This window comes from Actinocorallia sp. B10E7, assembly GCF_039871655.1.
In the GTDB taxonomy this organism is placed as follows: Bacteria; Actinomycetota; Actinomycetes; order Streptosporangiales; family Streptosporangiaceae; genus Actinocorallia.
Genome location: NZ_JBDPLZ010000002.1, coordinates 146,572 through 160,000 on the forward strand (window position 1 = coordinate 146,572; position 13,429 = coordinate 160,000).

Here is a 13,429-nt window from a genome sequence, read left to right on the forward strand (position 1 = left end):
ACGGTGCACGGGCGGTCCTGTAAGGGCCGAAGGTCAGGTGGCGGCCCGTTCGGGCAGGATCTGCCCGCCGCGCACCGAGAGGGCGGTGACCGCGGACGCCAGCAGCGGGACGCCCAGCAGCACGGTCAGCAGGAGCAGCCAGGGCACGTCGATGATCACCCCGTGCGGGGTGGTGCCCTCTTCGAGGGTGTCGGTCAGTGGGCGGGTCACCGCGAGCCCCGGGATCACTCCCGCGAGCAGGCCCAGCGCGCAGCCGAGCAGCGCGATGTAGCCCGTCTGCGCCAGGAGCAGCAGCCTGCGGGTGACGGGGCGCGCGCCGACGGCGGTGAGGGTCGCCAGGTCCGGACGGGAGTCGGCGGCGGCCAGTCCGGTGGCGATCAGCGCCCCGGCCAGCACCAGTACGGAGGCCGCCGCGCCCAGCACCAGCAAAGGCAGGGGGAACGGCTCGTTGAAGCCGCGTTCGGTGTACACCTCCAGGCTGGTGCCGATCCGCTCGATCTCCGCCTTGAGCAGGCGCTCCTTCTCCTCTTCGAGCGGAGAGTCGATCACCAGGGCGAAGGGCCGCGTCTGTACCTTGAGGTCCCGCAGGGCCTTCGGCGGTATCAGCACACCCGGGGTGTCCGGGGAAGGCCGGGCCTGCACGGCGGGCATGCGCACGGTGCGTTCCCGGACCTGGGCGCGGGTGTGCTCGTCGACGGTGAACTCGACTTGGCCGTCTTTCACCGCGTTCGGGACGAAGACGACGGCCTTGCCATCATCCAGAGCAGCGGTGATGGAAGGATCGTCGTGCTTCAGGAGGAGCCGCGCGCCCGCCGAATCAGTGATCACCTGGTTGTCCCCCTGGGGGCCCCTGGCGGTTCTGGAGAGGTCGCAGGACTCCTCCCCGCACCGCATCCACAGGAACGCCCCTTCTCCGTACTCCTCGGCCGTGCCACTCCTCTCCTGGAAATCGGGGGGGTCATAGGGCACGTACTCGACGCGGGCGGTCTGGTGGCCGGGCAGCATCCGCCGCACGGCGGCCTCCACCCACTGCGCGTGCTCCTCCGAATCCAGGGGCTGGACGGAGGTCTGGCCCGCCTGCAGCTGCGGCGCGTACTCCACCCTGCGCTGTTCGAAGTCGCTGGCGGCGCCGATCGCCAGGGCGGTCAGCGCGGCGGTGACCGCCATGATCGCGGCGACGGCGGGCGCGGTCCGCACCCGGTTGCGGTCGGCGTCGCGCACTGCCAGGCGCAGCGGCAGCGGCAGCCGCTCGGCGAACCGGGCGGTCAGCGCGATGACGGCGGGGGTGACCAGGACGAAGCCGATGATGATCAGGGTCGCGCCCAGCGCCGCGCTGAACTCGCGCAGCGAGTCCAGGCTCAGCGGGATCACCGCGACACCCGCGATGATCAGGATCACGCCCAGGATCGGCAAGCCGCGCCGGGGAGGCGGCACGCTCCTGCGTCCGGCCAGGATCTCGGCGGTGTCGGTGCGGGCCGCCTGGCGTGCCGGGGCGTAGGCGGCGGCCAGGCCGCTCAGCACGGCTGTGAGGATGATGGCGGCGATCCAGAGCCAAGGCGTCTCCCAAGGCGGCAGTTCCCGCCCCTTGGGCCGGTACTCGGTCAGCACGAGCCGTCCCGCCCAGGCGAGGAGGAAGCCCGAGGCCGCACCGGCCAGTCCGGCGATGCCTCCGAGCAGCAGGCCCGAGCAGAGCACCACGGCGCGCAGTTGGCCGGGGGAGCCGCCGGTCGCCGAGACCAGCGCCAGCAGTCGGCGTTGGCGGCGCAGCCCGACGGCGAAGGCAGGGCCGGCCAGCAGTACCGTCTCCAGCACCACCATCGCGATGATCAGGGCGTTCACCGCGGTCTCCGCCGGGCCCGTCCCAGCGGCGGAGGCGGTGCCCAGGATCAGGGGAAGGGCGGTGAACGCGGTCACGGGCAGGGCGATCATCGCGATGATCAGGGCGGAGCGGGGGCGGGAGTTCAGGGCGTCGCGCCAGGCCAGGCGCAGGGCCGCGCGCAGGCCGCTCATCGGTGCTCCAGGAGGATCTCGGGGCCGCGGGCGGGCTCGGTGGAGTCGACGGCCAGGCCGTCGCGCAGGAAGACCACCCGGTCGGCCCAGGCGGCGTGCCGGGACTCGTGGGTGACCATCAGGCAGGCCGCGCCCGCGTCGCAGCGGGTCCGCAGCACCCGCATGATCTCCTCGCCGCCCTGGGAGTCCAGGGCGCCGGCGGGCTCGTCGGCCAGGATCAGCCGCCGTTCCCCGACCAGGGCGCGGGCGATGGCGACGCGCTGGCGCTGTCCGCCGGACAGGTCCTCGGGGAATCTGCCCGCCGCGTCCGCCATGCCCGTCTCGGCGAGCGCGGCCAGGGCCTCGGCGCGGGCCTTGCGGGTGCGGACGCCGTCGAGCTCGCGGGGGAGCATGACGTTCTCGGCGGCGGTGAGCGACGGGATCAGGTTCAGCTCCTGGAAGACGTAGCCGACGGCCCGGCGGCGCAGCGCGGCCCGTCCGGCGACGCCGAGGCCCGCCAGATCGGTCCCCGCGACGACGACCCGGCCCCGGGTGGGTGTGATCAGCCCGCCCGCCGCGTTGAGCAGGGTGGACTTGCCGGAGCCGGACGGGCCCATGACGGCGACGAACTCGCCGGGCAGGACGGTCAGGGACAGCCCGCGCAGGGCGTGGACCAGGCCGGCCCCCTGGCCGTGCTCGCGGTGGACGTCATCGAGTTCGAGCGCGGTCATCGGACTCCTCTTCTACGGGGGGCGCGGCGGCGGGTGCCGGGGCGGGCGGGACGACGTGCAGCAGGGTGGCCTCGCAGTGGTCGAGCCAGCGGATCTCGGCCTCGGCCTGGAAGATCATCGATTCCAGCACCAGCGGCCAGGCCGGGCCCTCGGCCGAGGTCTTGAGCCGGGTCAGGTCGCGCATGGCGCGCAGGGTCGCGGCGCGCTGGGCCTGCACGACGGCGTGGACGTCGACGCCGGGGCTGGTGAGGGCGAGCGCCAGCTTGACGGCCAGTTCGTCGCGGGGCCTCTCGGCGCGGGTGATGGGAGTGGCGAACCACCGGCGGACCTCTTCGGCGCCCGGTTCGGTGATCGAGTAGACCGAGCGGCCCTCCTCGTCCTGGCCCCCGCGCAGGACGAGGCCGTCGCGCTCCAGACGGCCGAGAGTGCTGTAGACCTGCCCGATGTTGAGCGGCCAGGTGCTGCCGGTCGCCGTCTCGAACTCGGTTCGCAGTTGATAGCCGTAACGCGGCCCCCGGGAGAGCAGGGCCAGCAGGCTGTGTCTGATGGACATGCATACTGAGTATGCATACCAAGTATGCATCGGGCAAGGGCTGTGCCTTCCATCCCGTGTCGCTCCGGCCTCGAAGGCGCCGACCGGACTACGGTTCAGGCATTCGGCAAGTCCCCGGGGAGCCCGCAGCAGTGACCACACCCACCCTCACACCCGTGCTCAGCCTCACGCGAGAGATCCTGGGCGTGTACGACCAGCGCTTCCTCCAGATGGAGCCGCCCGTCCGCAGACGGGTGGTGACGGCGACCAAGGACATGCTCGACGGGCTGCTCACCCCCGACGTCCGCCAGGAGCTCCCCGAACGCGCCAGGCTGCGCGCCTTCTGCATCGAGAACGAGCTCTTCGAGGAGCTGGAGAGGCTGATCGCCGACGAGGCGGCCGGGCACAGGGAGGGCGCGGTCGTCGTCGGCGGCCGGGTCTACGCCGTCTACCCCTACCTGCGCGGGGTGCCCCGCCAGGACGTCGACATCACCGCCGAGGTCGGAGTCGAGCATTCCCTGGAGTCGCTGGGCTGGTCCAAGGGGCTGCTGAGGATCCGGGGATGGGCGAGAATCGCCCGGGTCCAGGCCAAGAATCCGGAGATCTGCCTCCTGCTGCGCAGCGGCCGGGAGGAGATCCGGATCGAGACCTCGCCCCTCGGGAACGCTCCCACGGGAGAGGATTTCGAGGCCCTGCTGGAGGTTCCGGAGAGCGGGTCGTGGACGGTCCACGTCGAGGTCCGCACGCTGGGACTGCGCAGGTCGGAGCCGTTCGGCGGGCGCCGCCCCGAGGGTTTCAAGGCCCCCGGCGAGCGCGAGGAGATCCTCCTCGACCTGTCCGGCGGGCTGCGGATCGAACGGGTGGCGCTGGAGCTCCCGCGGCCCCGCCGTTCGTGGCGGTTCTGGCGTGGGCGTCAGGCATGAGTCCCGGGCAGGGATAGACTCGGACGTGGGCGCGACACGAGGGCGTGGCGGCCTCCAACCTGCAGAGATCTCTCACCCCAAGGAATCCCACGTTGAGTAAGCCAGTCGTCCTCGTCGCCGAAGAACTGTCGCCGGCCGGTATCGCCGTCCTGGAGAACGACTTCGAGGTCAGGTACGTGGACGGCGCCGATCGTGACGCCCTCCTCCCGGCGGTCGCCGACGTCGACGCCCTGATCATCCGTTCCGCCACCAAGGCCAACGCCGAGGTGTTCGACCACGCCAAGAAGCTGCGGGTCGTGGCCCGCGCCGGCGTCGGCCTCGACAACGTGGACGTCGAGGCGGCCACCAAGGCGGGCGTCATGGTCGTCAACGCGCCGACCTCCAACATCGTCACCGCCGCCGAGCACGCGATCGCGCTGCTGCTGGCCACCGCGCGGAACGTTCCGCAGGGCCACGCCGCGCTCAAGCAGGGCGAGTGGAAGCGCTCCAAGTACACCGGCGTCGAGCTGCAGGGCAAGACCGTCGGCGTGCTGGGCCTGGGCCGCATCGGCGTCCTGGTGGCGCAGCGGCTGGCCGGGTTCGACATGGAGGTCATCGCCTACGACCCCTACATCCAGGCCGCCCGCGCCGCCCAGCTCGGCGTGAAGCTGGTCTCCCTGGACGAGCTGCTGCAGCAGTCGGACTTCATCACCGTCCACCTGCCCAAGACCAAGGAGACCCTCGGCCTCATCGGCGACCGCGAGCTGCACCTGGTCAAGCCCGAGGTGCGGATCGTCAACGCCGCCCGCGGCGGCATCGTGGACGAAGCCGCGCTCGACAGGGCCCTGACCGAGGGCCGCGTCGCCGGCGCCGGCCTGGACGTCTTCTCCACCGAGCCGTGCACCGACAGCCCGCTGTTCAAGCACGACAACGTGGTGGCCACCCCGCACCTGGGCGCCTCCACCCACGAGGCCCAGGAGAAGGCCGGCACCCAGGTCGCCAAGTCGGTGAAGCTGGCCCTGTCGGGCGAGTTCGTGCCGGACGCCGTCAACGTCCAGGGCGGCGCCGTCGCCGAGGACGTCAAGCCGGGCCTGCCGCTGACCGAGAAGCTCGGCCGGATCTTCACCTCGCTGGCCCAGGGCGTCCCGGTGCGCCTGGACGTGATCGTCCGCGGCGAGATCACCGCGCACGACGTCAAGGTGCTGGAGCTGGCCGCGCTCAAGGGCGTCTTCAGCGGGGTCGTCGAGGAGTCGGTGACGTTCGTCAACGCGCCGCTGCTCGCCGGCGAGCGCGGCGTCGAGGTCTCGCTGACCACCAGCGAGGAGTCCCCGGCCTGGCGCAACCTCATCACCCTCAAGGGCACCATGGCCGACGGCGAGGTCATCTCGGTCTCCGGCACCCTGTCGGGCCCGCGCCACCTGGAGCGCATCGTCGAGATCAACGGTTTCGACCTGGAACTCTCGCCCGCCCCGCACATGGCGGTTCTGGGCTACGTCGACAAGCCCGGCGTCATCGGCGTCATCGGCAAGCTGCTGGGTGACCGGGGCATCAACATCGCGGGCATGCAGGTCGGCCGCGACGTCAAGGGCGGCAAGGCGCTGACCGTGCTGACCGTCGACTCGGCGATCGCCCAGGACGACCTGGAGACCATCGGCACCGAGATCGGCGCCGGCCTGGTCCGCCAGATCGAGCTCGCCGACTGAGGCACCCGCTCCGCGGGTACGCTGGAGGAAGCCAGTACACGAACGCCCTCCCGGCTCTGCCGGGAGGGCGTTCTCGTGTTCCCGGGGGCTTGACGGTCCGCGAGTACTCCGAGGGGTCTTCCGGCATATAAGTTCCACATGTTGGATTTGTGACATAAGGGGGTTTTGGTCGGAGAATTGCCGGGATTCTTGCGTGGGGGGAAGGAAGGGTTGCCCTCTGCGGAAATGAGATTGTTCCCTGTGTCGGATGAGGCGTCTGGTTTCCGGACGCACGCCTATGCGGAACAGATCGGGCAGTTCGCGATTTCCTCCGGAATCGGGCAGTGGCACCTCGATGGGGGCGCTGACCTGGTCAAAAGCCGGGAGAAGGGCTGATCTAAGAGCGGGCCAAGAGGCTCATCGATGATCGGAGAACGGGGGGCGCAGACCCTAGGCTCGAAATCCGAACCGCCGGCGCGGGACGGGCGTCAGAAGATCCGAAGCCTCGGAGCCGGAGCAGGGCATTGGCCCGAAGAGACAGCGGAGAGTTGAGGGCTGGTCGTGACGCGGTGGGGAATCTACGCTCCTGGTGTGGGAACGACTTGGTCTTTCGCCGGCCGGGAGGCCGAGACGGCAGCCATCCGGGACGCGCTCTTCGACCGCTCCGGGCCCGGAGCGCTGGTGAGCGGGGCCCCCGGCTCCGGCAAGAGCCGGCTGCTCGCCGAGGTCGTCCTCGGCTGCGTCCCCGACCTGCCGGTCGTCGAGGCCCGCGCCGGGCAGGCCCCGGCCGTGCCGTTCGGCGCCTTCGCCCATCTGCTGCCGGTGCGCGCCCCGGTGCGCGAGGTGGCGTCGGCCGTGGAGACCATCCTGGCCAAGGCGGGCTCGGGCACCTTCCTCCTGGTGGCGGACGACGTCCACGAGCTCGACGAGAGGTCGGCCCGGCTGCTGCGCGCCCTGACCGGGACCGGCAGAGCACGGCTGCTGGCGGCGGGGGAGCGCCTGCCCGAGCCGCTGGCCGCGCTCACCCCCGTCCCGGTGGTGCTGGCCCCGCTCACCGACATCGCCCTCTTCGAGTCGGTCGACGAGCCGACCGCCGCCTACCTGGCCGAGGCCACCCAGGGCGACCTGCGCCTGTTGCACGAATTGGTGCGGATCGGCCGGGCCACCGGGGTGCTGCGCGAAGGCCACTGGCAGGATCCGCCCGCGCGTACCGGGCAGAAGGCCGCGTCCCTGGAGGAGGCGCTGGCCCAGGCGTCGATGCTGGCCGCGCTGGGCCGCCCCGAGGAGGCTGAGGAACTGCTGGCCACGGCCCCGCGCCGGCCCGAGGACAGGGCCAGGACGGCCTTCGCCCGGGCCAGGGCCGCCAACCTCGCCTACGGCCTGGGGCGGGCCGAGGAGGCCGAACGGGTGCTGGGCATCGCGCTGGAGACCGTCTCCCAGCCCGCCGAGCGCCGCCGGATCCTGGCGCAGCGCGCCGAGTTCGCCCTGCACCGGGCGGCCTGCCGGGAGGCGCTGGACCTGGCCGACGACGCGGCCTCGGGCCCCGGCGCACACCCGGTGGCCGACGCGCGGATCACCGCGGTCCAGGCCGTCACCGCCGCGTTGACCGGCCAGGCCGCCGCCGCGCTCGACAAGGTGCGCGCCGGTCTGGAGGAGCTGGACGTGTGGTTCCCGCCGGCGTCCGAGTGCGCCCCGCTGCTGGAGTTCGCCCGCGCCGAGGTGTGGCTGTCGGTCGGGGACCTCGACGCCGCGGTGCAGGAGGGAGCCCCCTCCGCCGACCCGGTCGCGCACGCCGCGACCCAGGCCCGGGTGCTGCGGGCCCGCGGCCAGATCCACGCGGCGCTGCGCGAGGGCTGGGACGGCGCCAGGCTGCTGAGCCGGGGCCACTCCCTGTTCGCCGGGCCGTGCCTGGGCGAGCTGGCGCACGCCGCCGCGCTCGCCGGGGACCTGGCCACCGCCCGCGACGCGCTGGCCGAGGCCGACCGGCGGGCGCTGCCGACGATGCGGGCGTTGTGGTTCCCGGTGGCGCTGGCCCGGCCGTGGCTGCTGGTCGCCCAGGGCGCCGTCGGCGCCGCGGTGCACGGGCTGCTCGACGCCGCGGCCGCCGCCGAGGCGCTGGAGCTGCGCCCCTACGCGGTGGCGGCGCTGCACGACGTGGTCAGGCTGGGCGCGGCCGGGGTGGTCGCCGACCGGCTGGCGCGGCTCGCCGAGGACGCCGAGGGAGACCTGGCGGCCCTGTGCGCCAGGCACGCCGAGGCCGCGGCGGCGGGCGACTGGTCGGGGCTGATCGGGGTGTCCTTCGAGTTCGAGGGGCTGGGCATGACCCTGCACGCGGCCGAGGCCGCCGCCCAGGCCGCCGAGGTGCACTGGGACAAGCAGCAGGCCGCCGCGGCGGGCACCCGGGCCTGGGTCATGGTCCAGCGCTGCGACCAGGTGCGCACCCCGGCGCTGCGCACCGCCGCGGTGCCCGACCTCACCCGGATCCAGTACGAGATCGCCGAGCTGGTCGCCGGGGGAGCTTCCGAGGCGGAGATCTCCGAGCTGATGTCGCTGCCGATCCGCACGGTCGCCGACCAGCTGGTGGAGATCTGCGCCAAGCTCGGGGTCTCCGGGCCCGAGCGGCTGGCGGTCCTGCTGGCGCCCGAGGTGTGAGCCCGCGGCTTCCGTCCTGATATGTGAGATGGATGCCCGGTGTGTGAGACGGATGCACTACGATGCCACCATGGCTTCCCGCAACATCCGACTCGCAGTCGTCGCAGGTGACGGCATCGGCCCCGAGGTCGTGGCCGAGGGTCTCAAAGTCCTTGACGTCATCGCCGGTCAGTACGACCTGTCGATCGAGAAGACCTCCTACGACCTGGGCGCCGCGCGCTGGCACCGCACCGGCGAGGTGCTGCCCGAGTCCGTGCTGGAGGAGATCCGCGGGCAGGAGGCCATCCTGCTGGGCGCGGTCGGCGACCCGACCGTCCCGTCCGGGACGCTGGAGCGGGGGCTGCTGCTGCGGCTGCGCTTCGAGCTCGACCACTACGTCAACCTGCGGCCGGTCAAGCTCTTCCCGGGCGTCAGGACCCCGCTGGCCGACGTGACCCCCGACGACATCGACATGGTCGTCGTCCGGGAGGGCACCGAGGGGCCCTACACCGGGGTCGGCGGCGTGCTGCGGTACGGCACCCCGCACGAGGTCGCCACCCAGGAGAGCGTCAACACCGCCTTCGGCGTCGAGCGGGTTGTCCGCTACGCCTTCCAGCTGGCCGCGGCCCGCCCGCGCAAGAAGCTCACGCTCGTCCACAAGGACAACGTGCTGACCTTCGCCGGCGACCTGTGGCAGCGCACCCTGAAGAAGGTCGCCGCCGAGTTCCCCGACGTGGCCACCGACTACTGCCACGTCGACGCCGCGACGATGTTCTTCGTGAACAACCCGCAGCGCTTCGACGTCGTCGTCACCGACAACCTGTTCGGCGACATCATCACCGACATCGGCGCCGCGATCGCCGGCGGCATCGGCCTGGCCGCCTCCGGCAACGTCAACCCCGACCGCACCGCGCCGTCGATGTTCGAGCCGGTCCACGGCAGCGCCCCCGACATCGCCGGGCAGTTCAAGGCCGACCCGACGGCCACCATCCTGTCGGTCGCCATGCTGCTGGACCACCTCGGCCTGCCCGAGGCCGCCCGCAAGATCGAGAAGGCGGTCGGTGAGGACCTCACCGAGCGCACCGGTGCGCGCCCGACCCAGCAGGTCGGCGACGACATCGCCAAGCGAGTAGCCGGGTAGGCGGCAGCCACCCGGTGGAATGACGGGCGCGCCGCGTATGGATGCGGCGCGCCCGTTTTGTGTGTGCGCCGCGTAGCCCCCGCGTGAGATAGAGCACACAATGGAGAGAAGCCGGTAGGGTCTTTACCGGTGATCCGGGAGAGGTACAGACATGATCGAATTCGAGATCCAGCTCGTTGAGCAGCGCAAGACCGCCCAGGAGCGGGAGGCCGTGCTGGCCGACCCCGGCTTCGGGCAGTACTTCACCGAGCACATGATCACGATCGAGTGGGACAAGGAGCGGGGCTGGCACGACGCGAGGCTGCGGCCCTACGGGCCGCTGTCCCTCGACCCGGCGACCAAGGTCTTCCACTACGGCCAGGAGCTCTTCGAGGGGCTCAAGGCCTACCGCCAGCCGGACGGCACGATCGTCAGCTTCCGGCCCCAGGCCAACGCGGCCCGCTTCAACACCTCCTGCGACCGGATGGCCATGCCCCGGCTGCCCGAGGAGACCTTCGTGAAGTCCCTGGAGCTGCTGGTCGACGCCGACCGCGACTGGGTCCCGACGCGCGAGGGCCACAGCCTCTACCTGCGGCCGTTCATCATCGCCACCGAGACGGGCATGGGCGTCAACTACCCCTCGGCCAGGTACCTGTTCTGCGTGATCGCCTCGCCGTCGGCCTCCTACTTCTCCGGGGCGGTCAAGCCGGTCTCGGTCTGGCTGTCGCGGGACTACACCCGGGCCGCCCCCGGCGGCACCGGCTTCGCCAAGTGCGGCGGCAACTACGCCGCGGCGTTCCTCGCCCAGCAGGAGGCCGTCGCCAAGGGCTGCGACCAGGTGGTCTGGCTGGACGCCGCCGAGCACCGCTGGGTGGAGGAGATGGGCGGCATGAACCTCTTCTTCGTCTACGGCTCCGGCCCCGACGCGCGCCTGGTCACCCCGCCGACGGCCGGCACCATCCTGCCGGGCATCACCCGCGACTCGCTGCTCAAGCTCGCCCCCGAGCTCGGTGTCCCGGTCGCCGAGGAGATGATCAGCGTCGAGCAGTGGCGCGACGACGTGGCCTCCGGCGCGCTCACCGAGGTCTTCGCCTGCGGCACCGCCGCGGTGATCACCCCGGTCGGCCGGGTCAAGGGCGAGGAGGGCGAGTTCACCATCCCCGAGCAGGGCGGCCCCGTCACCATGCGCCTGCGCGAGGAACTGGTCGGCATCCAGTACGGCGGGCGCCCCGACCCGTACGGCTGGATCACCCCGCTCGCCTGAACCGCCCGCGCGACCGAGGCCCCTGCCCGTCACCTCCGAGCCCCCGCATCGCGGTGACGGGAGGGGCCCGCCGTTCCCGTCCGCCACTTCCGTGTCGCAGATCACGTGACAGGAGTGTGACGGGCGGGTTAAGGGTGTGGCAGACTGAGCCTGTTATGAGCACCGGCCTGATCATTATCAGACGGCGCGTCGGCTAAAGGGCATCGCCGGCGCGCAGACCTCTCACGTCCGTGGGGGGTCTTTTTGTTTCGCCGGGCTCTTCGCAAAGGGGTTCTCCATGAGCGACGGTTTCCACGTCTACGACACCACCCTGCGGGACGGATCCCAGCAGGAGGGCCTGAATCTCAGCGTTCAGGACAAGCTGGTCATCGCCCGGCACCTGGACTCGCTGGGCGTGAGCTTCATCGAAGGCGGATGGCCCGGCGCCAACCCCAAGGACACCGAGTTCTTCCGGCTCGCCCGCACCGAGCTGGACCTCAAGCACGCGCAGCTGGCCGCGTTCGGCGCGACCCGCCGAGCCGGTCTGAAGGCCGCCGACGACCCTCAGGTGGCCGCCCTGCGCGATTCCCGTGCCCCGGTCGTCACCCTGGTGGCCAAAAGCCACGACCGGCACGTGGAACTGGCCCTCCGCACGACGTTGGAAGAGAACCTCGCGATGATCCGCGACACCGTCTCCCACCTTCGCGCGGAGGGCCAACGAGTCTTCGTGGACGCCGAGCACTTCTTCGACGGGTTCAAGGCCAACCCCGCCTACGCGCTGGAGGTCGTCCGGACCGCCGCCGAGGCCGGAGCCGACGTCGTGGCGCTGTGCGACACCAACGGCGGGATGCTGCCGGACGAGCTCGCCGACGTCGTCCACGACGTCGTCGACCTCGGAGCCCGGGTCGGCATCCACTGCCATGACGACTCCGGCTGCGCGGTCGCCAACTCCCTGGCCGCGGTGCGGGCGGGCGCCACGCACGTCCAGGGCTGCGCCAACGGGTACGGGGAGCGGTCGGGCAACGCGAACCTGTTCACCGTCATCGGCAACCTCCAGCTCAAGCGCGGCATGGACCTCGTCGCCGCCGAGCAGCTCGCCGAGATGACGCGGATCGCGCACGCCGTCTCCGAGGTCACCAACGTGACGCTCAGCTCGCAGGCACCCTACGTCGGCCACTCGGCGTTCGCCCACAAGGCCGGCCTGCACGCCTCCGCCGTCAAGGTCGACCCGGACCTCTACCAGCACATCGACCCGATGGTCGTCGGCAACGACATGCGCATGCTGGTGTCGTCGATGTCGGGCCGGGCCTCGGTCGAGCTCAAGGGCAAGGAGCTGGGCTACGACCTGTCCGGACAGAAGGCCGCCGAGGTCGTCTCCCGGGTCAAGGACCTGGAGTCCCGGGGCTACACCTTCGAGGCCGCCGACGCCTCCTTCGAGCTGCTGCTGCGCGAGGAGCTCGCGGGCTCCCGCACCTCCTACTTCACCGTCGAGTCCTGGCGGGTCATCGCCGAGCAGCGCCCCGACGGGGTGCAGATCAGCGAGGCCACCGTCAAGGTGCACGCCAAGGGCGAGCGGATCATCGCGACCGGCGAGGGCAACGGCCCGGTCAACGCGCTGGACACCGCGTTGCGGTTCGCGCTGGAGCGGCTCTACCCCGAGCTGGCCAACCTGGAGCTGGTGGACTTCAAGGTGCGCATCCTGGAGGGCTCGCACGGCACCGACGCGATCACCCGGGTGCTCATCGACTCCTCGGACGGCAAGGCCGAGTGGGGCACCGTCGGGGTGGGCGAGAACATCATCGCCGCGTCCTGGCAGGCGCTCGAGGAAGCCGTCACCTACTGCCTGCTGCGGGCCGGATACGACCCGTCCTGACCGGGTAGACCGAGGGTGATGCCTCGAGTCGCCGACAACAGCGCAGCCTTCCGGTACGAGATCTTCACCGACGAGGGCGACCTGGCGGGTTTCTCCACCTACACCCGCCGGGGCGACCGGGTCGTCTTCTGGCGGACCGAGATCGCCGACGAGTTCGAGGGCCACGGGCTGGGCGGCGCGCTGGTCCGGGGCGCGATGGAGGACATCCGCGCCCGAGGGCTCAAGGTGGTGCCCCGCTGCCCGTATGTGCTGGAGTACCTGGAACGCCACCTCGAATACGACGGCCTGCGCGCCTGAGCCAGGCCCGCGTCCCCACCCGGGGCGCGGGCCTTCGCGCTTTCCGGCCGCCTACTTGGGCTCGACCCGCTGGACGACCTCGAAGCCCCACAGCTCCGCGTTGGACGCCGCAGGCCCGCCGTGCCCGTGCCCGTGGCCGTGGCCCTTCTGGGCGTCCTCGGACGCCTGGGCGTGCCCCTGGGCGAACGCCTGGCTCTTGGTCCAGGCCTGGAAGGCCTCCTCGCTGCTCCAGCGGGTGTAGACGAGGTACCGGTCGGTGCCGTCCACGGGGCGCAGCAGCTCGAAGCCCTCGAACCCCTCGGAGCCCTCGACCAGGCCGGCCCTGGCCGCGAACCGCTTCTCCAGCTCGGCCCCCATGCCCTCCGGGACCGTCAGGGCGTTGATCTTGACCACGCTCATGCGCTGCTCCTTCGTCGAAACTGTCGATCT

The 13,429-nt window shown here is 71.7% G+C and carries 11 protein-coding genes; 7 read left to right on the top strand and 4 right to left on the bottom strand.

Going from position 1 to position 13,429, the window contains the following annotated elements; genetic code table 11:
• Positions 1-33 precede the first annotated feature (33 nt).
• Genes ABGB12_RS05740 through ABGB12_RS05750 form a run of 3 tightly spaced genes read right to left on the bottom strand, consistent with a single transcriptional unit; the run spans position 34 to position 3,273 of the window.
• Positions 34-2,010 carry an FtsX-like permease family protein gene (locus ABGB12_RS05740; RefSeq protein ID WP_347675203.1) on the bottom strand — a complete coding sequence of 659 codons (1,977 nt, stop codon included), beginning with the start codon at positions 2,008-2,010 and terminating at the stop codon, positions 34-36.
• Positions 2,007-2,720, bottom strand: a complete 714-nt coding sequence (locus tag ABGB12_RS05745) for an ABC transporter ATP-binding protein (RefSeq protein WP_347675204.1) — start codon at positions 2,718-2,720, stop codon at positions 2,007-2,009. The genes ABGB12_RS05740 and ABGB12_RS05745 overlap by 4 nt, the downstream gene beginning before the upstream one ends.
• A complete protein-coding gene (locus tag ABGB12_RS05750; RefSeq protein WP_347675205.1) occupies positions 2,698-3,273 on the bottom strand; it encodes a PadR family transcriptional regulator in 576 nt (191 codons plus the stop codon). Before ABGB12_RS05750 ends, ABGB12_RS05745 begins: the two co-directional genes overlap by 23 nt.
• A gap of 131 nt (positions 3,274-3,404) precedes the next feature.
• On the opposite strand from ABGB12_RS05750, the gene ABGB12_RS05755 reads away from it, so the two are divergent.
• From ABGB12_RS05755 to ABGB12_RS05785, 7 genes are all read left to right on the top strand, one after another.
• The gene (locus tag ABGB12_RS05755; protein ID WP_347675206.1) at positions 3,405-4,175 is read left to right on the top strand and encodes a hypothetical protein; all 771 of its coding nucleotides are present in this window, start codon (positions 3,405-3,407) and stop codon (positions 4,173-4,175) included.
• 92 nt (positions 4,176-4,267) lie between these two features.
• Positions 4,268-5,857 carry a phosphoglycerate dehydrogenase gene (serA, locus tag ABGB12_RS05760; RefSeq protein ID WP_347675207.1) on the top strand — a complete coding sequence of 530 codons (1,590 nt, stop codon included), beginning with the start codon at positions 4,268-4,270 and terminating at the stop codon, positions 5,855-5,857.
• A gap of 570 nt (positions 5,858-6,427) precedes the next feature.
• Complete coding sequence (locus tag ABGB12_RS05765; protein ID WP_347675208.1) at positions 6,428-8,488, top strand: AAA family ATPase; 2,061 nt, start codon at positions 6,428-6,430, stop codon at positions 8,486-8,488.
• Between the two features lie 70 nt (positions 8,489-8,558).
• Positions 8,559-9,608: a 3-isopropylmalate dehydrogenase gene (locus tag ABGB12_RS05770; protein WP_347675209.1), complete on the top strand. Its 1,050-nt coding sequence runs from the start codon at positions 8,559-8,561 to the stop codon at positions 9,606-9,608.
• Positions 9,609-9,759: 151 nt separating this feature from the next.
• Positions 9,760-10,851, top strand: coding sequence for a branched-chain amino acid aminotransferase (locus tag ABGB12_RS05775; protein ID WP_347675210.1), 1,092 nt, complete (start codon positions 9,760-9,762; stop codon positions 10,849-10,851).
• Between the two features lie 277 nt (positions 10,852-11,128).
• Positions 11,129-12,703 (top strand): citramalate synthase, encoded by a 1,575-nt coding sequence (gene cimA / locus ABGB12_RS05780; RefSeq protein WP_347675211.1) that lies wholly within the window; start codon positions 11,129-11,131, stop codon positions 12,701-12,703.
• Positions 12,704-12,721: 18 nt separating this feature from the next.
• Complete coding sequence (locus tag ABGB12_RS05785) at positions 12,722-13,000, top strand: GNAT family N-acetyltransferase (RefSeq protein ID WP_347675212.1); 279 nt, start codon at positions 12,722-12,724, stop codon at positions 12,998-13,000.
• Between the two features lie 51 nt (positions 13,001-13,051).
• On the opposite strand, the gene ABGB12_RS05790 is transcribed toward ABGB12_RS05785, so the two are convergent.
• Positions 13,052-13,399 carry an antibiotic biosynthesis monooxygenase gene (locus ABGB12_RS05790; protein WP_347675213.1) on the bottom strand — a complete coding sequence of 116 codons (348 nt, stop codon included), beginning with the start codon at positions 13,397-13,399 and terminating at the stop codon, positions 13,052-13,054.
• Positions 13,400-13,429 lie beyond the last annotated feature (30 nt).